The 26,196-nt window shown below is 37.4% G+C and carries 23 protein-coding genes; 19 read left to right on the forward strand and 4 right to left on the reverse strand.

From position 1 onward, the window contains the following. Nucleotides 1–6 precede the first annotated feature (6 nt). The 9 genes from nagA to BKP35_RS09780 all read left to right on the forward strand — a co-directional run bounded on the left by nagA (nt 7) and on the right by BKP35_RS09780 (nt 11,403). The gene (nagA, locus tag BKP35_RS09740) at nt 7–1,176 is read left to right on the forward strand and encodes an N-acetylglucosamine-6-phosphate deacetylase (RefSeq protein WP_071313152.1); all 1,170 of its coding nucleotides are present in this window, start codon (nt 7–9) and stop codon (nt 1,174–1,176) included. A gap of 304 nt (nt 1,177–1,480) precedes the next feature. Next, nucleotides 1,481–2,890: an MDR family MFS transporter gene (locus BKP35_RS09745; RefSeq protein ID WP_071313153.1), complete on the forward strand. Its 1,410-nt coding sequence runs from the start codon at nt 1,481–1,483 to the stop codon at nt 2,888–2,890. Nucleotides 2,891–3,327: 437 nt separating this feature from the next. Continuing rightward, nucleotides 3,328–5,016 (forward strand): glycine betaine uptake BCCT transporter, encoded by a 1,689-nt coding sequence (locus tag BKP35_RS09750; protein WP_084031563.1) that lies wholly within the window; start codon nt 3,328–3,330, stop codon nt 5,014–5,016. A 134-nt stretch (nt 5,017–5,150) separates the two neighbouring features. After that, nucleotides 5,151–6,350 carry a class I SAM-dependent rRNA methyltransferase gene (locus tag BKP35_RS09755; RefSeq protein WP_071313154.1) on the forward strand — a complete coding sequence of 400 codons (1,200 nt, stop codon included), beginning with the start codon at nt 5,151–5,153 and terminating at the stop codon, nt 6,348–6,350. Between the two features lie 137 nt (nt 6,351–6,487). After that, nucleotides 6,488–6,817, forward strand: a complete 330-nt coding sequence (locus BKP35_RS09760; protein WP_071313155.1) for a ribonuclease M5 — start codon at nt 6,488–6,490, stop codon at nt 6,815–6,817. Between the two features lie 79 nt (nt 6,818–6,896). Beyond that, nucleotides 6,897–7,901, forward strand: a complete 1,005-nt coding sequence (gene cuyA, locus BKP35_RS09765) for a D-cysteate sulfo-lyase (RefSeq protein WP_071313156.1) — start codon at nt 6,897–6,899, stop codon at nt 7,899–7,901. 247 nt (nt 7,902–8,148) lie between these two features. Further along, nucleotides 8,149–10,389 (forward strand): AAA domain-containing protein, encoded by a 2,241-nt coding sequence (locus tag BKP35_RS09770; RefSeq protein ID WP_071313157.1) that lies wholly within the window; start codon nt 8,149–8,151, stop codon nt 10,387–10,389. Nucleotides 10,390–10,556: 167 nt separating this feature from the next. Then, entirely contained in the window at nt 10,557–11,129 is a 573-nt protein-coding gene (locus BKP35_RS09775; RefSeq protein WP_071313158.1) for a DUF2087 domain-containing protein, read from the forward strand. Continuing rightward, entirely contained in the window at nt 11,125–11,403 is a 279-nt protein-coding gene (locus tag BKP35_RS09780; RefSeq protein ID WP_281244215.1) for a GNAT family N-acetyltransferase, read from the forward strand. The genes BKP35_RS09775 and BKP35_RS09780 overlap by 5 nt, the downstream gene beginning before the upstream one ends. A 93-nt stretch (nt 11,404–11,496) precedes the next feature. On the opposite strand, the gene BKP35_RS09785 is transcribed toward BKP35_RS09780, so the two are convergent. After that, a complete protein-coding gene (locus BKP35_RS09785) occupies nt 11,497–12,720 on the reverse strand; it encodes an NAD(P)/FAD-dependent oxidoreductase (protein ID WP_084031564.1) in 1,224 nt (407 codons plus the stop codon). Nucleotides 12,721–13,386: 666 nt separating this feature from the next. Here BKP35_RS09785 and BKP35_RS09790 point away from each other — a divergent pair. Together BKP35_RS09790 and BKP35_RS09795 are read left to right on the forward strand one after the other, a co-directional pair. Next, complete coding sequence (locus BKP35_RS09790) at nt 13,387–14,109, forward strand: methyltransferase domain-containing protein (RefSeq protein WP_391899309.1); 723 nt, start codon at nt 13,387–13,389, stop codon at nt 14,107–14,109. A gap of 289 nt (nt 14,110–14,398) precedes the next feature. After that, nucleotides 14,399–15,325, forward strand: coding sequence for a TraB/GumN family protein (locus BKP35_RS09795; RefSeq protein ID WP_071313160.1), 927 nt, complete (start codon nt 14,399–14,401; stop codon nt 15,323–15,325). Between the two features lie 274 nt (nt 15,326–15,599). On the opposite strand, the gene BKP35_RS09800 is transcribed toward BKP35_RS09795, so the two are convergent. Then, entirely contained in the window at nt 15,600–16,355 is a 756-nt protein-coding gene (locus BKP35_RS09800) for a hypothetical protein (protein WP_071313161.1), read from the reverse strand. A gap of 137 nt (nt 16,356–16,492) precedes the next feature. On the opposite strand from BKP35_RS09800, the gene BKP35_RS09805 reads away from it, so the two are divergent. The 7 genes from BKP35_RS09805 to BKP35_RS09835 all read left to right on the forward strand — a co-directional run bounded on the left by BKP35_RS09805 (nt 16,493) and on the right by BKP35_RS09835 (nt 24,453). Continuing rightward, entirely contained in the window at nt 16,493–17,137 is a 645-nt protein-coding gene (locus BKP35_RS09805; RefSeq protein WP_071313162.1) for an MOSC domain-containing protein, read from the forward strand. Between the two features lie 473 nt (nt 17,138–17,610). Further along, nucleotides 17,611–18,600 (forward strand): CapA family protein, encoded by a 990-nt coding sequence (locus tag BKP35_RS09810; protein ID WP_084031582.1) that lies wholly within the window; start codon nt 17,611–17,613, stop codon nt 18,598–18,600. Between the two features lie 84 nt (nt 18,601–18,684). After that, complete coding sequence (locus tag BKP35_RS09815; protein ID WP_071313164.1) at nt 18,685–18,960, forward strand: hypothetical protein; 276 nt, start codon at nt 18,685–18,687, stop codon at nt 18,958–18,960. Nucleotides 18,961–19,460: 500 nt separating this feature from the next. After that, nucleotides 19,461–21,080, forward strand: coding sequence for an anaerobic glycerol-3-phosphate dehydrogenase subunit GlpA (glpA, locus tag BKP35_RS09820; RefSeq protein WP_071313165.1), 1,620 nt, complete (start codon nt 19,461–19,463; stop codon nt 21,078–21,080). Further along, nucleotides 21,073–22,218 carry an FAD-binding protein gene (locus BKP35_RS09825; RefSeq protein ID WP_071313166.1) on the forward strand — a complete coding sequence of 382 codons (1,146 nt, stop codon included), beginning with the start codon at nt 21,073–21,075 and terminating at the stop codon, nt 22,216–22,218. The genes glpA and BKP35_RS09825 overlap by 8 nt, the downstream gene beginning before the upstream one ends. After that, nucleotides 22,211–23,428 carry an anaerobic glycerol-3-phosphate dehydrogenase subunit C gene (locus BKP35_RS09830; RefSeq protein ID WP_071313167.1) on the forward strand — a complete coding sequence of 406 codons (1,218 nt, stop codon included), beginning with the start codon at nt 22,211–22,213 and terminating at the stop codon, nt 23,426–23,428. Before BKP35_RS09825 ends, BKP35_RS09830 begins: the two co-directional genes overlap by 8 nt. 572 nt (nt 23,429–24,000) lie before the next feature. Then, nucleotides 24,001–24,453 (forward strand): hypothetical protein, encoded by a 453-nt coding sequence (locus BKP35_RS09835; protein ID WP_071313168.1) that lies wholly within the window; start codon nt 24,001–24,003, stop codon nt 24,451–24,453. A 112-nt stretch (nt 24,454–24,565) separates the two neighbouring features. Here BKP35_RS09835 and BKP35_RS18930 read toward each other — a convergent pair whose 3' ends face one another. Further along, nucleotides 24,566–24,640, reverse strand: a complete 75-nt coding sequence (locus BKP35_RS18930) for a YjcZ family sporulation protein (protein WP_084031583.1) — start codon at nt 24,638–24,640, stop codon at nt 24,566–24,568. Between the two features lie 130 nt (nt 24,641–24,770). Continuing rightward, nucleotides 24,771–25,160, reverse strand: coding sequence for an SET domain-containing protein (locus tag BKP35_RS09840; RefSeq protein WP_071313169.1), 390 nt, complete (start codon nt 25,158–25,160; stop codon nt 24,771–24,773). 290 nt (nt 25,161–25,450) lie between these two features. On the opposite strand from BKP35_RS09840, the gene BKP35_RS09845 reads away from it, so the two are divergent. Beyond that, nucleotides 25,451–26,173 (forward strand): gamma-glutamyl-gamma-aminobutyrate hydrolase family protein, encoded by a 723-nt coding sequence (locus BKP35_RS09845; protein ID WP_071313170.1) that lies wholly within the window; start codon nt 25,451–25,453, stop codon nt 26,171–26,173. The last annotated feature ends 23 nt before the right edge of the window (nt 26,174–26,196 follow it).

Below are 26,196 nucleotides of genomic sequence, written 5' to 3' on the forward strand. Positions count from 1 at the left end.
ATAAATATGAAAGAATTCTTTATCACAAACATTAATATCATTACCGAAACGACCACGATTCCGTCCGGTTTCCTACAAGTAAAAAACGGTAAAATCGCCAGAGTTGGTCGTATGTCTGACTATCCTACCGAAACAGAGGTTGAACAATTTAAGTTTTCACCCCGTTTTACGTTAATTCCTGGAATGATTGATATTCACATTCATGGAGGGAACGGTTCAGATGTAATGGATGGTACTCATTCGGCGCTCGCGAATATAGCAAAATCGTTACCGAAAGAAGGGGTTACTAGTTTTTTAGCAACTACAATGACTCATCGTAGCAATAAAATTGAAACTACCCTAAAAAATACTGCTTCTTACATGAAAAAACAAAGCGGTTGCGAGGCAGAAATTTTAGGCATCCACCTTGAAGGACCATTTATTTCATCGCATAAAGCTGGGGCTCAACCAAGCAACTATATTCTCAAACCAAACGTTCCACTTTTTAAAAAATGGCGAAATTTAGCAGATGTAACGATCAAAGTAGTAACGGTGGCACCAGAAGTAGAAAATGGAATCGAGTTTATAAAACAATTAAATGAACTTGGTGTTATTATTTCGATTGGCCATTCAGACGCCAACTATCAGCATGTAGAGCGAGCAATTGAGGCTGGCGCGACACATGTTACACATTTATACAATGCATTAAGTGGAATGCACCACCGTGACCCTGGGGTTGTTGGTGCTGCATTAGCGAACGATGAATTATTTGTAGAGCTCATTGTCGATGGTATTCATGTACATCCTGAAATAGTTAAGCTCACCTATAAAGCGAAACAAGCCAATCAAATCATCTTAATTACCGATGCAATCAGAGCAACAGGACTAAAGGATGGTTGTTATGAATTGGGAGGGCAATCAGTGAACTTAATTGATGGACAGCCGCTATTAGCTGATGGCACCTTAGCCGGTAGTACTTTGACGATGAACGAAGCTATTAAAAATATGATCTCCTATACAGGCTGTTCGCTTCAGGAAATCGTTGTCATGACATCTGAAAATCCAGCCAAAAGGTTAAATGTTTTTCAGCGGAAGGGAAGTATTAAAGAAGGGAAAGATGCAGATCTTGTCGTGCTTAATGATCAAAAAGACGTCATTATGACGGTTTGTCGAGGGGAAGTGACCTATTCACTGTGACTGCTTCAACATGCACGGATTTGGAAGATGGTGTAAAATAAGTGCACGTTGACGCCTTCAACATGCATGAATTTGGAATAATATGGAAAAACCGTACGTGTTGACGCCTTCAACGCGCACAGATTTGTAAAAAAGTGGTAAATACATGCGCGTTAACGTCTTCAATATGTACGAATTTGGAAGAAAGTGGTAAATCCGTGCACGTTGACGCCTTCAACAGGCATAAAATTAGAAGATGGGGGAAATACGTACATATGATCACCCTCAATCTTATAAATTCTCATAGTAAAAAGAAAGGGTTCTCATGAATCGATATCAACGTAACATAACTATAGCACTCATAATAGCAACGTTTTTAGCAGCAATCGAAGTAACTGTAATTAGCACGGCAATGCCTGTGATCACGAGTGACCTCGGTGGTCTAGATTTAATTAGTTGGGTATTTGCGATTTATTTATTAACTTACGCGGTAATGACACCGATTTTTGGTAAACTCGCTGACTTATTTGGAAGAAAAAAGATATTTATTACGGGCGCCACTTTGTTTTTAATCGGCTCTGCCTTATGTGGTCTATCCCAATCGATGGAGCAACTGATTTTGTTTCGGGCACTACAAGGTGTTGGGGCAGGAGCGTTAATGCCAATGACATTTACGATTGTTGGTGATGTATTTAAGTATGAACAAAGAGCGAAAGTGCAAGCAATCATCGGATCGATTTGGGGGATTGCCGGTATTTTCGGACCGTTAGTCGGCGGTTTTTTCGTCGATTATTTGACATGGAACTGGATTTTCTACATCAACATTCCATTTGGACTCATTTCCATGCACTTAATCGGAAAGTATTTAGAAGAGAAAATCGAGAAGCGGAAGCGTTCGATCGACTATGGCGGTGCGATTACCTTCATTATCGGTGCGAGTGCACTACTTTACGCACTATTATCAGGCGGAAATGAAATCGCTTGGAACGACAGTATCATGATCGTTCTGTTCGGTGTCGCATTTGTGTTCCTATTCATCTTTATTATTGTTCAATTAAAAGTAAAGGAGCCAATGGTTCCGTTCCATTTATTTAAAAATCGTCACTTATTAATTGTTAACTTAAGCGGATTACTATTAGGCGCTATTCTGATCGGGCTAACAGCCTATTTACCGCTTTGGGTGCAAGGGGTGCTTCTCTTAGCAGCTACGGCCTCAGGTTTAACATTAATTCCGATGTCACTAGGCTGGCCATTAGGAGCTTTTATTAGCGGTCGCATTATCGTTCGAGTTGGGACAAAGCCAATTTCTCTCGTCGGTGTCATATTAATCGCCTTAGGAACATTTGCACTTACATTTATCACAAGTACGACATCAAATGTATTTCTTGTCATTGTCATGTTTTTTATCGGTTTAGGATTTGGTTTGTCGTTTACGGTTTTTACTGTCATTGTTCAATCTTCTGTCGATTGGAATAACCGAGGTGCCGCAGCATCATCGAATGCTTTTCTTCGTACGCTCGGTCAGACGCTCGGTATTGCCGTGCTTGGTGCTGTTTTAAACCAACATATCGGTGGGCACACGAATAACGGAACGAACGTAGCACCTGAACTTCTGGCGGCAGGACTTCATTCGGTATTCATTATTTTAGCGGTGATCGCTACCGTTTGTGCAATTTTAGTAGCTACATTTCTTCCAAAAGAACAACCTAAATATGCTAAAGAGCAATCGTCATAAATTATGTGGAGCTATCTCAAAAGAAAGTAGGCACCGTTAGGTACCAAATATAAACGGAATAAATTTATACGTCTATATTTTAGTAAGATCTACATGGTCTCTGACACTTACGGGACAGCTCTGTCTTTTTGAATAGCCTATATTAACCTCTAATTACGGTTAATTTATTTCCATAGTTTGCTTGATTATGTTATCATTATAAAGGTTTTTAAATAAGGAGTAAGTGACTAACGAATACTTTGATGGAGGCATGATAATCTATACGTATTAAAATGATTTACTAGTATTTTAAAATTTACTTTTAATTAGGTTGTCACTTTTATCGGTTTAGTATTGTATTCAAAAACAGTATCGGCAAAATATAATAGAACTACGAACAAGCAATACTAATTACACCCGTTACTAAATTTAAATAATTTAATAAAGGAGAATATTACTTGAAGAAATTAACGCCCGTTTTTACGATTTCTGCGATATTAGCGATAACTTTCATTTTATGGGGAGCATTTGCTCCAAACAATTTAGATAAAGTTACAAGTCTAATACAAGAATTCATCACTTATGAATTTGGCTGGTTTTACTTATTAGCAGCGAGCGCCTTTTTAGCCGTCGCTTTATTTTTGATTTTTAGCCCGTACGGAAAAATAAAGTTAGGGAAGCCTGACGAACAACCAGAATATAACTATCTCACATGGTTTTCATTCCTATTTACAGCTGGAATGGGGATTGGTTTAGTCTTCTGGGGTGTCGCTGAGCCGATGTATCATTTTTATTTTCCACCACATGAGAATGTAACAGACTATCAAGCAGCTGGACAAGCTTTACGATATTCGTTCTTCCATTGGGGACTCCATCCGTGGGCTATTTATGCAATGGTTGCACTTGTTTTAGCTTATTTTCAATTTCGTAAAGGATATTCTGGAGTCATTAGTGCAACATTCCGTCCGTTAATCGGCGATCGAGTCGACGGTGGAATGGGGACAATGATTAACGTATTAGTCGTATTTGCGACAATTATCGGGGTTGCGACGTCGCTCGGTTTTGGTACGATGCAAATATCAGGAGGCTTATCAGAGATCACACCTGCGATTTCTAATACATTTGCCACTCAATTCATCATCATTATCATTATTACGATTTTATATATGATTTCTGCGCTAACAGGATTAAATCGCGGAATTCGTATTCTCAGTAAGACGAATGTATATTTAGCCGTTACTTTAATGTTGTTCGTGTTATTTTTAGGTCCAACAACGTACATTATGGGGGCATTTACACAAACTCTCGGAAATTACTTTCAAAATATTGTCAGTATGAGTTTCAGAATGGACCCTTTTAACCCTGAAACGAACTGGGTTCAAGGTTGGACGATTTTCTACTGGGCTTGGTGGATCTCTTGGGCTCCTTTCGTAGGTACATTCATTGCACGTGTTTCTCGTGGTCGTACGATCCGTGAATTTGTAATTGGGGTTTTAGCAGTTCCAACTTTATTTAGTGCTTTATGGTTTTCCGTTTTTGGTGGTACAGCGATTTCGTTAGATATGAACGATAATATTGGTATTATGAACGTTATCGAATCAAGTGGAATGGAGGTAGCGTTATTTACGTTATTACAACAATTCCCACTTAGCATGATTATTTCGCTTATTGCAATCTTTCTTATTTGTTCGTTTTTTATTACTTCTGCCGATTCAGCGACGTTTGTACTCGGAATGCAGACGACAAATGGAAGTCTAAATCCGCCAAATTCAGTTAAATTAATTTGGGGATTCATTCAGTCTGCTGCAGCAGCGGTACTACTTGCTTCGGGTGGATTGGATGCTTTACAAACAGCAGCAATCATAGCCGCATTACCGTTCACCGTTGTTATGATCTTTATGATTATCTCTTTATTTAAAGAGTTGCGCCGTGAACACATCATACTATACCAAGATAAGTTAACTAGGTTGAAAATGAAAGAAGAGAAAGTAAAGCTTAAAGAAGATAAATTACGATTAAAAGAAGAAAACATGGCATTAAAGAAACAATTAAAAGAAGAAGAGCTCACATTTAAAAAGCAGTTGAAAGAAGAAAATGCGTCATTAAAGAAGGCATTAAAAAAAGATCAAAATAAAAATAATAAATAGTTTTTGTTGGTCTGAACCCGTTGGAGAATAGCTTATTCGTCAACGTGTTCGGGCTTTTTTGTTTGAAAACGTGACATCGCCCTATTACTTATGTGAAAATAGAGAGAATGATAATGTGGAACAGGTTGGTGACTATGGAAACTGAAATGATTTTAAAAGTAAAACCGAAGTTCGTAAAAAAATTTAAAGCTGGGTATCCGTTAATATTTAAGGAAGCAATCATTAATATTAATGACTTAAAAGAGGAAGGTACGGTCGTTAAACTGGTTGACGACCGTCAATCGCTGATCGCTAAAGGCTATTACGGTAAACAAAACAAAGGATATGGTTGGATACTTACTCAAAATGCCAACGAAAAAATTGATGAAGCTTTTTTTGAAAAAAAACTGAAAACTGCGTTCAATAAAAGAAAGTCGTTTTATAATAATAAAGAAACGACGGCTTTTCGTGTGTTTAATGCGGAAGGTGACGGGATTGGCGGCTTAACAATCGACTATTTTGATGGTTATTATTTAATTAATTGGTACAGTGAAGGCATTTTTAAGTTTAGTGAGTATGTGCTTTCTTCATTAAAAAAACTCGTTGATTACAAAGGGATCTATCAGAAAAAGCGTTTTAATCAAGATGGTCAATACATAGAAGAAGATGATTTTGTCACGGGTGAGAGAGGACAATTCCCGCTAGTCGTCAAAGAAAATGGCGTCCATTTCGCCGTTTATTTAAATGAAGGGGCAATGGTCGGTGTTTTTCTTGACCAACGCGAAGTCAGAAAAACAATCCGTGATCATTATGCCGAAGGAAAGACGGTACTCAATACTTTTTCATATACAGGAGCCTTTTCGATTTTTGCGGCACTAGGGAACGCCGCAAAAACGACGAGTGTTGACCTTGCTAATCGCAGTTTAGCGAAGACGATTGAACAGTTCAGCATTAACAATATCGACTATGAGGCACAAGACATAATTGTTGAAGACGTGTTTAAGTACTTTAAATATGCCGTCAAGAAAAACTTAAGCTTTGATATGGTCATCCTTGACCCACCAAGCTTTGCCCGGTCTAAAAAATACACATTTAGTGCCGCAAAAGATTATAAACAACTCTTAAAAGAAGCGATTGCGATTACGAACGATCAAGGAGTTATTGTTGCGTCGACGAATTGCGCAACCTTTGATATGCAAAAATTTAAAGGCTTTATCGACACTGCTTTTAAAGAGTCGAATGCGAAATACGAGATCGTTGAGGAGTTTTCACTTCCTGATGATTTTCGAACAATGAAACAGTATAAAGAAGGAAACTATCTTAAAGTTGCTTTTATTAAAGTTCGATCTAAGTAGTCAATATATAGTTGCACCAAAACACTTTGTAACTATATATTTCTGATGTGACTCTTTTTTGGAACTATGAAATTCACTCGAATGAAAGTATTATTTAATATACTATTAGACTACTTTATGGATTAAGGATGAGGAACATGGAGGATAAAGTTTTAATTGTCGAGGGTAAAAATGATCGTAAAACAGTCGAGAAAGTACTTGATGAATCGGTAAATATTATTTGCACTTACGGAACTTTAAGTGAAGAGAAGCTTGAGACGATCATTTATCCTATTGAAGACAACGACGTTTATATACTAGTTGATGCCGATGATGCCGGTGAAAAATTAAGAAAACAATTAAAACATGAGCTACCAAATGCGACACATTTGTATATAGACAAAGTGTATCGGCAAGTAGAGACAACACCTCTCGATTTCCTAGCGGAACTGTTACGAAAATATTTTCAAGTAAAGGAGCCGTTTTAGGTTTTGTATCCTATCCTTCATCTAAAAGCGTCGGTACATGTCTGCTTGACTAAATACTATTTTATAGGGGGAGAAACCATTGAATCTTACTAAGTTTCCTAGAAATCGTTATACAAAAACAGCGACACCCATTGAAAAGGTAGCTCGATTTTCTAAAGCGTTAGGCGGAGCAAATGTATACATAAAAAGAGATGATCAATTAGGCCTTACAGAGGGCGGCAATAAAACACGAAAGCTCGAGTTTTTAATTGCTGATGCTATTGAGAAGGGCGCAGATACGATCATCACTGCTGGAGGAATCCAATCGAATCACTGCCGATTAACGTTATCCGCATGTGTCAAAGAAGGGTTAAAGTGCATGCTAGTTTTAGAGGAGAACGTGGTCTCGCAATTTCATACAGATACGAGCGGTAATTATCTTCTATATCAGCTGTTAGGTACGGAGGCGATTAAAATTGTTCCGAACGGCACTGATGTATATGAAGAAATGGACGCACTTGCGCAACAATTACGCGAAGAGGGGCGAAACCCATATGTAATCCCAGTTGGTGGGTCGAATGTCATTGGCTCAACTGGTTATGCAGCGTGTGCCGAAGAAATCGTTCAGCAAGAAAAGGAAATAGGAGTAAAATTTGACTATGTTGTTTGTACAAGTGGTAGTGCCGGTATGCAAGCTGGTTTAATCTCAGGTTTCTTCGGTTTAGAGCGTGAAACGAAAGTCATCGGCATTAATATTAGTCGAGAAAAAAAAGAACAAGAAGAAAAATTGTATGAACTAACGAAAGCAACCGCTGCGCACATTGGGATTGAAAGAGAAGTTCCTCGCGCTACAATTATGTGTTTTGATGAATATGTAGGACCGGGATATGCGCTACCAACCGAAGAAATGGTGGAGGCGGTTAAGTTACTCGGGCAAACAGAAGCGATCATTTTAGACCCAGTGTATACAGGAAAAACGATGGCCGGTTTAATTGATCTAATACGCAAAGATTATTTTAAACCGAGCGATAATGTCTTGTTTTTACATTCAGGCGGAACCCCAGCCGTTTACGCGTACGCACCACTTTTTAATAGTAAAAGTTGAGGTGTTAGACATCAACGACCTCCAGTGCAACTACATTTATGTAATTACATTACAACAATCTTACTCTTAAATAAACTATTTTGATTTGTTTCTATAAAGGGTACTAGAATTATACCAATTACACCTTAACCGATAAAATATGCTATAGTATTAAAAGGTAAATCGCTCAATCTTTATGATTGGGCGCTTTATTTTTTTCACTAGAAGAGGCAACAATCTTTAATTTTACGAAAAAGGAAGATCACCGATGAAATACATCAAAGAGTGGCAAGAAGCACTGCACATCGAAATTCATCATTTAAAAAAATACGGAAGTACGAAATATAAGCTGAAAAGTGGTCGTTTAATAACAAGCCAAAACGGTTTTACTTACTATTTTGAAACGTCACTGCCAATCTCCGTTCCAGTAGGCTCAATGATTAGCGTACAATGGGAAAGCTTGAAGGTCAGTGGCAAAATGTTATCTTCAGAAGGAAGTAGTATCCTCGTTTCGCTTGAAAAATCATTAGGGGATTTAATTGGTGAAGCTATTCTTTTTTACGATCCGTGGGAGTTATTAGAAGAACTGGGCTTACGTTTGGATGAAGCGAAAAAAAGTAAGAAAAAACTTCAACGAATGAAGCAGTTAGTCGAGCCGAACGCACCAGCAAAACATTCAATTGAAAAAAACAAAACGAATGCTCATGAGTTATTTTATCGATCAAAATATAATCCAGCAACATTCGTTTGGGGACCACCAGGGACTGGAAAAACGTACACGTTAGCGCGAGTTGCCGCGAATAAGTATTTTCAAGGGAAACGGGTGCTGATATTATCCCACAGTAATCAGGCGGTCGATGTGTTACTTGAGGAAATTGTTCATTTTTTAATAAAAAAATCACGGTTTAAAGAAGGGGATGTGCTAAGGTACGGCTCAGGGTCCAAACAGACGTCGGTTGAGGCTGTGACGACACAAAAACTACTAGAAGCACATGAACCAAAACTAGCGAAAGAAAAAGAAACGGTTGCCCAAGAAAGACGGTTGTTAAAACAAGATTTATCTCAATCATTTAGTCGACGAGATAGCGAAAGCTTACTAGCCATGGAAAAAAAGTTAGCCACTTTATTAGAAAAAGTTCGCCAAAAGGAATTGATATTTTTAAAAGAAGCAAAGGTGGTTGGAACGACATTAGCGAAAGCAGCTAACGATCCTGCCATTTATGAAAAAACTTTTGATCTCGTCATCATTGATGAAGCAAGTATGGCCTATGTTCCACAAACAGCATTTGCGGCAAGTCTCGGCAAGCGCGTGATTGTATCCGGTGATTTTAAACAGTTACCGCCAATTGCCGCATCCAGGCATTCGTTAGTCGACAAGTGGTTAAAAGAAGATATTTTTCATCGCTCTGGGGTCGTTGAGACGGTGACTAATAACAATTTACACCCGCACTTAATGTTATTAAAAGAGCAACGCCGTATGCATCCACATGTATCGGCGTTTACGAATCGCTTTATTTATGGTGGGAAGGTGTATGATCATCGCAGTATGGAGAAGAAGCGAAATGAATTAGTAGCCCGGGCACCTTTTCCAAACCTGGCTTCGATTTTAGTCGATACGAGTTTTACAGGGCAGCACTGTATTCAAGAAAAATCGTCGAAATCTCGTATGAACGTATGGCAATTGTTGATTTCATTTCAACTTATTCATGAATCTTATGTTGCCGGTGTGAAGTCGATCGGTTATGTAACTCCGTATCGCGCGCAGGCGTTGTTAATGGAGCAACTATTGAAATGTATTTATGAAAACGAACGCGCGGATGCTGATATTATCGCCGCAACTGTCCACCGTTTTCAAGGCAGTGAACGTGACGTTATGATTTTTGACACCGTCGATAGCTATCCTGAGGAACGTTCAAGTATGCTTTTAACTGGAAAAGATAGCGAGCGCCTCGTTAATGTTGCGATTACTCGGACGAAAGGAAAGTTTCTTCACGTCAGTGATCGTCATTTTATAAAAAATCATGTTTACCAAGGAAAAACGTTACGGCAACTCGTCGACCATCAAGAAAAAGAAAAGCAAGTTATGGATCACCAACAAATTGGCACTTGGATTAAACATCAACATAAGAAACTACAATGGCTCCACGCGTTAAAACTTGAACCTGTTTTTAAAGACGTGAAAATAGCCAAGAAATCAGTGTTCATTTCTTTACCACAGAATACTGAGTTAACTCCAGAATGGCAAGAAGTGATTTCGTCGATAAGTGAAGGAGTAAACATTTCGATCGTTTGTAAGCAGCGTGCATTGAGTAATCGGCAGGTTCATTATATCGAAGCTGACTTACCTTTTCCATTTGTCATCATCGACGAATCGGTTATTTGGCTGGGCCATCCACTTGAAGGAGCGACAAAGAGTAAACCACCATTTGTTGCTGCAAGACTGTATTCAGAGAAGTTCGTACAATATTTCCTCAGCCAATTGAGTGAATTTCATAATCACCAAAAATGATCTTTATTAGACAAGTGCCTGTCACTTGTCGAATAAAGATCGAGTCACTTACTTTCGTAATAGTGGCTTTTTTTGTTAAAAATGTTTTATTTATATCCACAGACTATTGTTACAAGCATCTAATTAGATTATAATCAAATTAGATGGTTGTTAAAGGAGGAGTTTATATGCAACTAAGTAGACTCGTTAAATTTCATAAGGCGCTAGGAGATGAAACGAGAATTCGGATTATTTCGTTATTAAAGGAAGGCCCACTGCACGGTCAGGCGATAGCAGGGAAATTGGGGCTTACAGCACCAACGATTTCGCACCATATCGCAAAGCTACGCGAAATTGACATTATCTTTCAACGACGTGAAAAGAACACGATTTATTTTTACTTGAATGAAAAAAAGCTGACCTTTATGGCTGAAGCGATTTTACGTCTCGGAACTGACGAGATGAAGCTTGCACAAGTAGAGGATGAGGAAAAATATAAGGTGATTAAAAACTTTATTCAAGCAGATGGTTCCCTGAAAACTATTCCTGCACAACGCAAAAAACGACTCATTATTTTAGAGCATATGGTGAAGCAATTAGACATTGGTAAAAAGTATACGGAACGAGAAATCAACGAACATATTAAGAAATTTCACGAAGACTTTGCCACAATTCGCCGTGAATTTGTTATGTGTCAATTTATGTTCCGACAAGGTGGGGAATATGAATTAAACCCTAAAGAGATGTGGCCAATAAATTAGAAATAATTTCCCAGAAGGAACTTGGTTTATGGGGCTAATGTTGATGGATCCTCACTATAGAAGTAAAGGTTTAGGTGAAGGGCTGTTTTCGAGTTTTAAACAATGGATAGAAACTAACGATTTTTCTGAAATAAGACTAGGTGTATTAATAGAAAATCATCGAGCGCTAAAGTTTTGGAGGAAGTTAGGCTTTAAAGAGTTTAAAAGAGTCCCAGACTACGAAATTGGTAATAAGAAAACAACCGCTATAGCGATGAGAATTGATTTAAAATAAGTTTAATACTAGAAGAAAATGTAAATAACTATACATTTTCTTCTAGTTTCCTATGGAGCAAAAAAAGCAATTATTGGTCAGCTTATCGTGCAATTATTGTTTTACAGTTCTTTTAACAAAACCGAGTGGGTTAAGGCCGAGCGTTTGTTTGAATACTAGCCCGGGACCACCTAGAGCGAATAAGTACTTTGCTTCGACGACTTGTTTCATTAATGCTGCGAATTTCCCTTTAATTACGAAATTACCTACTTTTCCTACCGCATAGTAGTCACTAATCGATGCTACTGAACCTTTATGATTATATTCAAATTCTTTTAACTCTGTACCACGCATCGTTGCAACGATATTCTCGGCACAAACCGGGCCTTGTTGCATCGCAACTTGAGCAGTAGGAGGGAGTGCTGTTTTTTCATCGACCATAAAGTGTGCGTTGTCACCAATGCAATATACATCTTCTAAGTTTGGTATGCGTAAAAACTTATCGACTTTCATTTTTCCACGTATAGTTTCTAAACCAGCTTCTTCAAATAGCTGATGCCCTCGTACTCCGCAAGACCAAATCAACGTTTTCGTTGCAATTTCACCAGAATCAACCTTTACATAATTCTCTGTACATTCTAGTATTTTAGTAGAAGTCATCAATTTAACGCCCATCGTTTTAAAAAGCTCCGTCGTATATTTAACTGCGTCTAGGGCAAAGCCTGGAAGTAAATTTGGTGACGCTTCGATATTAATAATTTGCACTTTTTCATAAGGAACATCATGTTTTTCCGCTAGATTCTTTAAGTTCTCAACTAATTCACCGACCATCTCAACACCAGTAAAGCCAGCACCTGCGACTGCAAACGTTAATCTAGCAGGGTCGTGATCTTCTTGGTACTTTGAAAATTGATTTTCAATATGGTGGTAAATCGCTTTAGAACTTCGGAAACTACGAATCTTAAAAGCGTGGTCTTCAATACCAGGGATACCAAATGTTTCAACTTGAAATCCGAGTGCGACAAGTAAATAATCATACTCAACAGTTTCATCATTTTCTAATAACACTTGCTTATCATCAAAATTTAACGAAGAAACCGTCGCTTTTTTAAAGTTTATTTTTTCGTTATTGATTAACTCTGCGATCGGTAATGCAATTTTATTATCTTGAGCAGTTCCAGCGCTCGTTTTGTGTAACTGAGTAGTAATGTAATGATAAGAATGTTTATTAATAAGCGTTACATCAGCTTCGCCTGATTTTAGTAGTTTTTCTAATTTTTTTGTCGTAATAATTCCACCGTACCCAGATCCTAAGACTACAATTTTTGGTTTGTTCATAATGATCATCTCCTAATATGTATAGTTATGTGAATTAATTCACATGTAAACTGTTTTAAAAAGAGGGTTTAGCCCTCTTAAAAATTAAATTTCTGTTCACTTATAAAATAATAACAGTGCTACTAAAAAATGATGCTGCGCTCAAGGTTATGAAACTTGTGATTAATTTCACAAACGGTAACATAGTTAATAGCTTACGACAAAGTGAAGGGTTTCACAATGTCTTTTTTACAAAAAAATGTGACAATTACGTGTCTTGAATAGAACTCGTTAAATGAGTGAATTTCATAATTACCAAAAAAGAGTCACATCAAACAATATATAGTTGCAATGGTTTTGACGCATCTATATATTGATCGTAGTGGAGAAAATAACGAATTATGAAATTCATTGAAATCAATAAATAAAAAATTTATCGGGAAAAAACATGATATCTCATAGTTGCCATTAGATCATCATTGTGAAATTGGTTACGTTATTTAGAACGAAGTGGTATTATAAAAATGGACATTTTTAGCAATTTATTTAATCAGTAAAACAACTTGTCAGAAATGGTGAAAATCATTGAATTCACAAAAAGTTGCTGATTATCTGTATTAATCTAGTTTTAAATATAAATGAAGATTTTGAATAGGGAAGGAGTAGCTTTAATTGAACAGTAAAAAAATGATCGATATTAAACAAGGAATTCAAGCTAAATATGCAAAAATCTCGCAAACTGCCATCGGAAAGTTTAATTACAAAACTGGAAAAGAAGGAGCTCTTTCATTAGGTTATGACAAATCTATTTTAGACTGTCTACCAGACGAAGCATTAAATAGTTTTTGTGGAGTCGGAAACCCATTCTCACTAGGTGAGATCAATGCCGGAGAAACGGTTTTGGACATTGGTTGTGGCGCAGGAGTTGACCTTCTCGTCGCAAGTACTATGGTGGGGGATGATGGGCTAGTTTGCGGTATTGATATCACGCCTGAAATGGTCGATAAAGCGAACACAAATTTTAAAAACAGTGCTAGTTCAAATGGAGAAGTCATTGTTGCCAGTTCAGAAAAAATTCCATATAATGACGAAACCTTTGGTGTCATCACCTCCAACGGTGTATTAAACCTTTCTCCATTAAAACAGCAATCTTTTGAAGAAATTTATCGTGTTTTAAAACCAGGGGGAACACTTCAATTTGCCGACATTGTCCTTCAAGAAAGTATTCCTTTAGAGATGACCAAAAATGTAGAAGCATGGTCGAACTGAATTGGTGGAGCGATCCCAGTTAGGGATCTTGTACAATTGTTACAAAACACAGGTTTTTCTGACGTAGAACACGTCAGTGACACAGGAGTTACAACATCTAAGTATACGAAAGGAGCACTATTTAGGGCGGTGAAAAAGTAGTTAAGTGTTGAGGGTTAAATAGAATACGTTCATCATTTTAGGGGATTTTTTGAACAGCCTGGGTAAAAGCTTCACCTGTTGTGACTTTAGTTTATTTTCCCTGAAACATTTTATTATTTCTGACGTATGTATATTAATGAAGTTCATAATTCGATATTTTCGCCATCAAGTAACTAAATGTAGTTGCGTTAAATCGCTCGCAACTACATTTAGTTTTATATAGCTCATTTTAGGTAATTATGAAATTCACTCATATATGTGGTAAAAATACATAAATCAGGAGGGCGACATGCTCAAAAACTATTTAACTATGTTAGGCTTAGTTTTCGTACTATTTATTAGTTTATTAGGGTGTACAGAAAAAACAGACCAACAGCCTGCTAATGGGGCTAAAGGCGTTTTTTATGAAGTAGAAAGTGATGATAGTAAAGTTTATTTATTAGGTTCAGTCCATGTTGGCAATTCCGATATGTACCCCCTACATGGGGTGATTGAAGAGGCTTATTCAAACTCAGATTATCTAGCTGTTGAAGTGGACATTAATAATCTTAACCCTATAGAGATGATGCAGTTTATATCTGAAGAAGGGGTGTACCAAGATGGTTCTACGTTAAAAGATCATATAGAAAGTGATTTATATGAGGAACTCATTACGTTACTAATTAAAAACGGAATGCCAGAAGAAGAAATTGTTATGTTTAAACCGTGGTTAATTGCTGATATGGTAGAAAGCATTTTAATTGAGCAATATGGTTATTCATTTGATTTGGGAATTGACCAATATTTTTTAACGAAAGCAGCAGAGGACAATAAAGAGATTATTAGTTTAGAAACCCTTGAAGATCAATTAAGTTTATTTACGATATTAAGTGCAGAATCCCAAGAGGAGTCGTTACGATCTACTTTGTTTGAACAAGAGGAAAATAAAGAAATGCTTGAAAACCTTGTTGTACAATGGATCGAAGGCGACATTGAAAGTTTATCGGAGTTACGTGAAATTGATGATGATGAGCCTGCCGATCTCCTAGACTTTCACTATGCATTAACAGACGAACGCGACAAAGAAATGGCAGAGAAAATTGATCAATTTTTACGTAGCCAAAACGGGGAAACATATTTCGTCGTCGTTGGTGCACTACATTTAGTAGGTGAAAATAGCATAGTTGACCTTTTGAGATCGAAAGGTTATGAAGTAAACGAAGTTTTCGCAGATTAATTTCCGCTCTCAATAAAATAGAAGTGGCAAACGAGCACAACCACCCATACTAAACAACGTTACGATCAATTGAGGGCGCTGATCGTAACGTTGTTTCATCTATAAAAAAAGTCATCATGACGAATCGCCATCACCATCTAATTTATAAAAAACAGAGTATCTTTCCAACATTCAATCTTTCTAACTTTCCGCTGTCCAACTTTCTACAAACCAACAAACCAACAAACCAACAAACCAACTAACCAACTAACCAACTAACCAGCCAACCTATTTATTATTTAAAATCATTTTTCGGGATCAATAAAACACCTTCGACACGGCCGCGGTAAAATCTTTGGCTTTTCTTTTCGGCGACAGAAAATATAATTTCATAAGACGTTTCATTTATGCGTAAAACTTCATTTGTAACATTGAACAAATTTCCGTTTTCAAAAAGATATAAATGGGCGTGATGACCATACAATTCATTCAAGAATTTAATATTATTATTTCTATCATTGATAGGCTGCGAACTTAAAGCAACTCTTGCCCCCTTTTGATAAACATTCGTTATTTGTGCGGTATATTTATCTCCTTTAGGTAGATTGCTGATCATCGTTTGCCAAGGTGTATTTTCGATCTTCTTAAGCGCATCGAAAACAGAGCCCCACTGAGTTTCTTTTTCAGATACTTCATCAATTTTTTCTACACTTAATTTTCCTTTATCTTTCGTAGCTCGATAGATTTCATAAAAACTATTTTCATTTAATATCGCCATTTCCCAATAAAAATGTTGAATGGTTCCGTCTCGTAAAAAGTCAATTCTTAATGGGCCAGCCCAATGAGTTACATAATATAAATGGTGGTCGTTTTCTATATTAAGTTGTTTTAAAAGCTCTTCCGTGATCTCACGGGCGTTAAACTGTTTAATTTGGTTGTCCATTTTTATTGTAAAAGAAGGGGTAGAATTAGATACATTTAAATATACAATCGTAGTCATTGTTCCGAAGAGTAACATTATAAAAATTAATAAATATCTTTTTTGCCCCATAAACACACGACCTTAGTAAAATTTTAGTTTACGATTCCACTATATGATTCTCTTATCAGAAAAATGTTTTTTAACCATAAATAGTGAGGATATGTAATCCGTCTGATAAAATATAGAAAAAGACAAGGGGCGATACGATGACAACATATCAATTGAACTCCATCAATATCGGAACACCAATGACGATGATTCATGAAGGAAAAGAAATTAAAACGAGCCTTTTTAAAAAACCAGTTCATGAAGCACTTTTCTTACATAAAGATCATTTTCAAGGAGATGAACAAGCTGATTTAATCAATCATGGTGGAGAAGATAAAGCCGTATGTGTTTATCCGTTTGAGCACTATGCTCATTGGGAAAAGGTTTTAAATACAAAGCTAGAATACGGTGCATTTGGTGAAAATCTGACCATCAGCGGTATGGTTGAACTTGACGTTTGTTTAGGCGATACGTTTCAAATTGGTGAAGCGATCGTCCAAATAAGTCAACCAAGAATGCCTTGCTATAAACTAGCTGTACGTTACAACGCTCCCCAATTACCGCATTTAGTGCAAAATACTGGGTACACAGGGTTTTATTTTCGCGTTTTAAAAGAAGGGACCATTGAAAGGAATTCAACGATTGAATTACTTGAAAAACATTCACAAAAAATTTCAATCAATGACGTAAATCACTTCATGTACCACGACAAAGACAACTTAAAAGCGATCGAGAAAATCCTTGAAGTGGAAGCCCTTTCTAGCAGTTGGCGGAAAATGTTCCTTAAAAGATTAGAAGAGTAGGGAGAAAAGTTGGTAGAAATTTATAAAAGGTATCGCTCGAGAGTGGGCTCTCATGCTGTTTTGTGAAACGAATATTATTTTATTTCTTCTGTAATAATGAATTTCATAATTCATTATTTTCGTCACTAAGATCAATATATAGTTGCACCAAAACATTTTGCAAATATATATTGTTTGATGTGACTCTTTTTTGGTGATTATGAAATTCACTCATAAGAATGGAATATATATATAATTTTAAAAATAAACTTCTCTAGAACTATTTTACTAGGGAGGTTTTTGTTATGAATTTTTTTAAGAAAAGTATTCTCACCGTCATTCTTTTTTTGTTATTGGGGACGAGTTTCAGTTTTGCTGAAGAAGCAATTTACATAGATAATAGTCCTTTTGTTGGAGGAAAAACGTACGGAGCAAGTGAACCTAATAATCAGGAACAAGTTAATTTTTTAACCAAAATAAGAAAAGGACGGCAAATGGTTGCGTTACACGTAGAGGAAGTGTTTGCGGGGAAATTTGTTGAACCTGAAGTAGTTTCGATTACCATCAGTGCTGCAGGAGATGTGACGTTAGGTGGAGATGACCGCTATGGCTACGAAGGTAGCTTCAATCAGGAAGCGAAAAGAGAAGGGCTTGGTCATTTTGTGGAAAACATTAAAGATCTTTTTTCAAAAGATGATTTAACGATGGTGAATTTAGAAGGTGCGTTAACGAACGCAACTGCGAGAAAAGATAAGCAGTTTACGTTTAGAGGAGATCCTTCTTATACTGAAATTTTAACTAATGGAAATATCGATGTCGTGAATTTAGCAAATAACCATACGTTAGATTTTTTTCAGAAAGGGTATGAAGATACGATCAACCATTTAAAAGATGCAGGTGTGGGCTATTTTGGATTTGAAAACCATTTAATGACCGAAATTAAAGAAGTGAAAATTGGGTTGCTGGGGTATACAGGATGGTACGATTCTACGACATTAAGGAATCAAATAAAAAAAGATATTGATAATCTGAGAGAAGAAGGCGCAAAAATCGTTATCGTTAATTTTCATTGGGGCCAAGAAAGAAGCTACGTTCCCAATCAAACTCAAAAGTCTCTAGGTAGATATACGATTGATAGTGGGGCAGATTTAGTTGTCGGCCATCGCCCTCACGTTATTCAAGGAATTGAAGAATATAACGGGAAATTTATTGTATACAGCCTGGCGAACTTTATGTTCGGTGGAAATCGCAATCCATCAGATAAGGATACATTTGTTTTTCAACAAACGTTTCATCTTATCGATGGTGAGTTGACGGATGAAAAAGAGGTCAAAGTGATACCGTTTAGCGTTTCGTCAGTAAGTCATCGAAATAACTTCCAACCAACGCCGTTAATTGGCGATGAAGCTAAAAGAGTACGGCAAAAAATCATAGATCTATCACTTGATCTTAACGAGACGAATTGGGTACAGTATGAGAAATGATGAGTGGAAATTTCGTTAGGTGCTAATACTTGCGATACCCATCCAATGTAAAATATTTGTTAATCAACAATGGAGGGTGCGATTATGAGTAGGAAAACTTGGATCATCGGGAATGTTTTTATAGGTGTTGGGTCAATCATTTCTTTTTTATATATTTTGTTTGGCTTGTTTTGGTCTCATCCGCAATTAATGCCGTGGTATCTCGGATTAGTCATACTTATATTTGTTACCTTTAATTACTTCGCTATCAAACAACATAAACTCATTGTTTGGGGAGCAGCGCTACTAATCATGTTCGCTTCAGCACTCACAGCTTATCTATTTCACGGTATATTTGTTTTAAATGTTCTCCGGTTTTAATAATAGGCAGGGTTTCTATTTAGTTCCGCATAGTACAATCAGCCTTTTTCATAAGATGGAATTATCACGGAATGATGGAAGGGAGATGTTTTTTTGAGTAATTATCAAAATCCACACCACCATGCTGATAATTCAGTACAGATGTATACGTATGTTGATCCTTATGTATTTCAAACGCTTCAAAAGTATATCAAATGACAGATCACCCGACAGCACAAAGGGTGATTGGATATCTTCTAGTTCGTGGTGGTGTACTTATGAGGTCTGCAGGGCTATAATCGAATTAAACAAAACGCCACATTTCCGTCAAAATTTTAAACCCCAACAATCCTACAATATGTTATGATAATTTTAATATAATACATTTGGCCGGAGAATAGGAGAAAGCCATAAAAACTCATGGGATATTTTTGTATCCTTATGGGTTTTTATGGCTTTTTCTGTTTTCTCTCATTCCCATATATTACCAATGAGTTTATTAGCTAAGAGGAGGAGAACTAATGAGACCGATAATAGAAACAGAAGTGGTCGTAATTGGTGGGGGAGTTACAGGAGTAGGTGTGCTTCGCGATTTAACATTACGCGGAATTAAAGCGGTATTAGTGGAACAGAGAGATTTCGTTCACGGAACTTCGTCAAGAAACCACGGGCTACTTCATTCGGGTGCCCGATATGCCGTTCGAGACGAAGAAGCAGCGATCGAAAGTTATCGTGAAAATTTAATTTTGAAAAAAACGGTTCCAGGATCAGTGGAAGCTACTGGAGGGGTTTTTGCAAAAGTACCTGAAGATGAGGATGATTATGTCGCAAAATGGGTAAAAGCTTGCGCAAAGGTAGGAATACCGACGAAAGAAATCCCCGTTGCAGAAGCAATCAAACAAGAACCTTATTTAAATAAACGAGTTCAGGCCGTTTACCACGTGCCGGATGGAGCGGTTGATCCTTTTACTTTAGCAATAGATGTTGCTGCTGATGCTATTACGAGAGGTGCGAAAGTACTTACGTATAGTGAAGTTGTCGCCATCAACAAACAAGGAAGTACGGTCTCAAGTGTGACCGTAAGTAATCGTTATACTGGTGAAAAAACTGATATTCATACAAAACTCGTCATTAATGCGGCAGGCCCATGGGGATCACATGTAGCGACACTCGCTGAAGTCCCTTTAAAGTTAATCAACAACAAAGGATTGCTTACAGTTATGAACCACCGCATTAATAAACAAGTAATCAACCGCTTGCGGATGCCGGGAGATGCGGATATATTCGTGCCTGCTCATAATGTAACGATTTTTGGTACGACAGGAAGAAATGTTGAAAGTCCTGAAGATTTTTCGTTGGATCGTGAAGAATTAGAGCAAATGTTAAAAGAAGGCGAAGCACTCGTTCCAGGGGTGACGGAAATGAGAATGATCCGTGCCTTTACCGGAAGCAGACCGCTTTATCAAGATACAGATGATTCTGATAGTAGCGGTAGAAATGTAACACGAGGCTTGGCGTTGCTAGATCATAGTACAAGAGATGGACTTGAAGGCTTTATTACGATTACCGGCGGGAAATTAACGACGTTTCGCTATATGGCTGAAAAAACAGTGGATCTCGTTTGCGAAAAGTTCGGTGTCAATGTTGCATGTACAACACATGAAGAACAAGTGGCTCATCGAGACGCAAAACAATTTTTTAAAGAAACGGATATTGCACCTGCAGCAAAAACGAAGTTATTTCATTGGGCGGGTAAAAACGCTAAGGAGATTGAAACTTCTTTAAATAATGAAACAGAAGACAAAATTGTCGTTTGTGAGTGTGAACAAATTACATGGGCAGAAATTAAAGCAGCAATGCCAGAAGGTCGATTTAACCTTACAGACATTCGTCGTCGCACGAGGCTTGGAATGGGACCTTGTCAAGGGACATTTTGTAATCAGCGTGTTGCCGCTCTAGCTGTTGAAAAAGGGATAGCAACTCAAGAAGAAGCCGACTGGGCGTTAAAAGATGCTGTCACTAATCGAGTTAAAGGAATGGGAGTCGTCGCGACAGGTGAAACGAGTAAACAATTACAAATGATGGAGACGATTTACAAAGTGTCTCTAGGATTAAATGAGGAGGGAAAGTCAAATGTATGATGTAATCGTTGTTGGTCAAGGGTTAACCGGATTACTTTCAGCCATTGTTGCAAGAAAGCAAAACAAAAAAGTCGCACTTGTTGCTAAAGGAACGGGAAAAATGCTTCAATCAACAGGGTTAATGGATTTAGTTCCTGGATCGAACAAAGATTTTTCACAATGGATGGAGTTGTATGGTTTATCAAACCGCGAAAAAATTACTGTGAAAGACGCTATTAACGAGTTTAAAAGGTTAACAGAGAAGATCGGTTACGAATACGTTGGCGATGTTGACAAACTAGCTAATGTCGTCACTAGTAGTGGCCATTTGAAAAGTACCGCGCTTTATCCGAAAACGATCACTCCTATTCCAGAAAAAGGACGCATCGTTATCGTTGGATTTAATGAAATTGTCGATTTCCAACCTGAATTTTTAAAAGGTAATTTACAAAAAGAACGACCAAATTTACAGATCAAAACGATGAGCGTTAGTCTCGGTAAAGATTCACAACGGACATTGACGCAATTAGACGCTGCTCGAGTGTTAGATGAAAAAGACAATCGTGAGCAAATTTTAAGACAAATAAAAGAGAAAATGAAGACTGAATTTACTGATGGCGTTGACTTATTCATTTTCCCTGCTGCATTAGGGGTTCAACAGTGGGAAAAAGTGCATTCGCAATTCTGTTCTGAATTAAAGGCAATGGTTACTGAAGCACCGGGGCTGCCACCGAATGCAACGGCGATACGACTTCACGAACGATTACGAAAAGAGGCAATAAAACTTGGCGTTCGTTTTTATACAGATACAGAAGTGAACGGCTTTTCAAAAAAGGGAACCATCAATGAAATCACGATTAAAATGAATAACCGCAACGCAAAACTAGAGTCGCAGCACCTATTGATTTGCACTGGGGGCATTCTCGGTGGAGGTCTCGAACAAACCGCTAAAGGACTTAAAGAGACGACACTACAGCTTTCTGTTAATAAAGAAGGGGCTTATGTTGATCTCCCTGATCATGTGTATCCAGTCGGCGCTAGCCTTGGTACAAACGTCATCCATTACGGCATTACCGGGGGCATTTATTCTGTGGTTTCGAGTTATTTAACGAATTTGCAAATAGAGCGGTCAGACATGAGGGGGTTACAACGTGCATGAGTTAAGCTTTCATGAAACGACTTTCGAAAAGTGCTTAAAATGTAATGCTTGTACCGTAAACTGTCCGATTTCTAACGTCAGTTTCGATTTTGGTGGACCGAAACATTTAGGACCCGAACTAAAGCGAATGATGGATCATCAAGAGGTGATTGATGACGCGCGGATTGAACTATGTACATTGTGCGGTACGTGCGATGCCAGTTGTCCGGAAAATGTTCACGTCTCTACGCTAACTTCTTACGCAAAAGCGATCCATGCTGAAGAAAATGGTACCAAATTTCGCGATCTTATATTAAGCAATGCCGAATTGGTTGGTAAGTTGGCCTCCACTTTCGCACCGATTACGAATATGACGATGAAGGTAAAGCCCGTTCGAAAAGCGATGCAAAAAGTGCTTGGCATTCATGCAGATCGTCAATTTCCAACATACGAATTTAGCAATTTTAAACGCCGTTATAATAAAAAGCATGCGACAACCGAGAAAAAAGTTGCGTATTTTACCGGGTGTTATGCAACATATAACGCACCTGATGTGGCGGACTCTTTTATTAAAGTAATGGAATATAACGGAATAGACGTTGCCATTCCAGAGCAAAAATGTTGTGGCGTTCCGATGTTTGCGAACGGTCAAATGAAACAAGGATTGAAGAACGCACAATTTAATACGAACAGTTTATTAGAGTATACACGTCAAGGTTACGATATCGTTATGACTTGTACTAGTTGTACATCCGCATTTAAAAAAGAGTATGCCTCTTATTTAAAAACAGAAGAGGCAGAAGAACTTGCCCAACATATTTATGATGCCGATGAGTATTTACGCATCCTTCATGAAGAAGGTGTGCTAAATACAAACTTTGCAACAATCAACGCTAAGGTAGGTTATTATGCGCCATGCCATATGAAAGGTCAAGGGATCGGAAATCCAGCCATGGATATTTTAGAACTTATTCCAGGATTTGAAATTCAAGATATGGCAGCTAGTTGTTGCGGACAATGCGGTACTTTTGGATTTAAAGAAGAAAAGTACCCTTATTCCTTAGAACTAGGCAAAGGGTTGGCGACTGTAGTAGAAGAACTCGACGCAGATTACACAGTGACTGAGTGCGGAATGTGTAAAAACCAACTGGATCAGCTAACGAACAAACAAGTAAAGCACCCAATGCAAATTTTAAAAACCGCCTACGAAAAAGTACCCGTCACTTCTTAGGCATGTGAATATTTCACATGGTGTCAGACACCAGAGAAAGTTCACTTTTAACAACATAAATGTAAAAGGAGTTGCGAACAAATACTCCACTAAAAAAAGTGAACTTTCCTGTAGCAACCTATTTGCGGGGTGAACAGCCCTCGTGGACAATTTGCCAATTTGTCTTTCTGGGGTGGACACTTTAATACTATAATAAAACAGACCAGCCCGAATGAAAGGAAGGAGAGTCCTTTCATTCGGGCTTTTCCGTTCGGTCTGTGTTTAATGCTCAAACCTACACCAAAAACATCAAAAGGAGATCAGGGGGGCAACCCCTTAATCTAATTATAAATAGTTAGTTTTTGGAAGTAAATAGACGTACGTTGATTTCGGAATGTATTAATAAATTTTATCATCCTTAAGCGTTCGCCAATTGGCGAGCTTTTTATATTTCTTAAAAAACTAAAACGGAGCTTCTTTTTGAGTAAATATTTTGAAACTAAATGAGCATTAATTCGTATATAGAAATAAGAGAATAGTTTTAAACTCATTGTTATCCAATCTAAATAAAAACGTCAGAAAGGAGGAACAAAATGTCTACAATCGTAAAGAGTAGTATATACGGGACAGCCGTTCTCTTCAGCCTTGCGATCTATTTATTATTTGTCAGGCCGATAAATTTTGCAGATACCATCCAACAACCATTTGTTGTTCATATCGTTATTTTTGTAGCACTCTTACTATTTCCATTATTAATTGCGTGGTTGTTTATCACTAGAGGAAAATCAGCTTTTTTTATCGCAGTTCCTTTTTATCTCATTGGCTTATTTTTCTTATATCGTGGATTTTATATGGAGAATCAATTTTCGATCCTTGATTATTTATTTATAGAAATTCAACAAATGGATAGAACGACCACACCAGCAAAGGAAGCAGCTTCATTTATAGGGCTAGAAAGCTTTTTTCTTTACATTATCATTAGTGAGTTCGGAATTTTACTAGCTTATTTCTTAAAGCGGAGAAAAGGGAAAACCTCAATTTGCTAGATGTGTGTAGATAGAGAAGAATTGCTTGCTACTTCGAATAGACTCTAGTGTCATGCCTTCACAAAAAAAAGGCCACTCATTGTGAAGTGAGTGGCCGTCTCTTTATTAAATTTTAGGCAACATACGCAGAACCAACAATCACTAACAGAATGAACAACACAACGATTATCGTAAAGCTGTTATGCATTCAATAACACCCCCTTAAGTGTGTCACAGTAATACCCTATGTAAAGAGAGCACATTTGAGTGGGCACTTACCTATTATTTTGCTAATTAGTGAATTCGCCTAGTGAGGAATTATACAAAAGTAGGGTGTATCAGTTTTTATCTTCCTCTTTCAAAAACCATAACGGCTCTTTATTATCGACCTCACCATTGTAGTTGATCAATATTTCCTGTCCTGCTTTAATATCGGTATATGCGTAGTATTTAAATGTATGATTTTCAAAGTGAATATCGTATGTTGCGTTAGGCTCGTAAGAATGGTTAAAAAGCATTCCATAGCCTAAAACGACTGCAGAATGATTTTTACCATATTCGTACACATAATCAGCAAGGGTCGTTTCATCTATCAATATTTGCTCAATATTTGGGTAAGGAATTACCGGTGCTTCGTGGATTAGCTCGCCCTTTTTTATATCTCGTGTTGCAAATACTCCTCTATTAAACTCCCCATCACCTAAAGGAGACTTTTTAACTTCTATCATAGGTTAACACCTTCACATTCTTTTATATTTCGTTGAAACCTCTTTTTAAGATTTAATTATAACGTAAGCTATGATCATTATCTAGGAAGGGCTGAAAATCTTTTACATAAAATATTTTGCAGGAAACGGTAACCTCTTTTTAGAAGTAATAAATGCATGTATTTTTCCGCAAGCGTTCGATAAAAATAAGGTCGAACTTATGATTGGGAATGTTCGCCAATTTTCCTTACATCATCAGTACACTTTTGACAAATAATGTTTTTTAACGATCGAGTTTAAGGAGAGATATGATGCCGTTCGAAAAAAAAGCAATTATCGGAATTTCAAGTTCCGTTGAAAACCATAATAATATTCCTAGTGTACATGTTCACGAAAAGTATGTTCAGGCGGTTCTTAATGGTGGAGGGATCCCAGTCGTAATTCCCATTGGTCCAACAGAGATGGCCAAAGCATGGGTTTCGATGTGTGACGGACTTATTTTAAGTAGTGGCGAGGATATTGACCCTGCTTCATTTCAAGCGAATCCAATACCACTAATACAAAAAACAAACCAAAAACGTGACAAGATTGAAATTGAACTTATTCACAATGCAATTAAACTACAAAAGCCAATTTTAGCAATTTGTAGAGGGATTACGATGCTAAATGCTGCGTTAGGTGGAACAGTCGTTCAAGATATTTGTACTACTGTTTCGAATCCGATCAATCACTACCAGCAAGCCGAAAGACCAGAAGCGACACATGATATTATCATTGATACTACAAGTCGCCTATATCAAATATTTCAAAAGCAAAAAATTCGCGTCAATAGTATGCATCATCAAGCTATCGAAATGCTAGCGCCTAATATAAAAGTAGTAGCGACCGCTCCGGACGGTGTAGTTGAAGCAGTCGAAGGAATTAATGACACGCCTATATTATGGGGGATCCAATGGCATCCTGAAGAAATGGCGGTAGAAGATCCGAGTATGAACGAATTGTTTAAACAATTTATTGCTGAGTGTAATAAATAATTTAAGAAAGTGTTTGATAAGGA

The organism is Anaerobacillus arseniciselenatis, from assembly GCF_001865995.1.
Taxonomy (GTDB): domain Bacteria; phylum Bacillota; class Bacilli; order Bacillales; family Anaerobacillaceae; genus Anaerobacillus; species Anaerobacillus arseniciselenatis.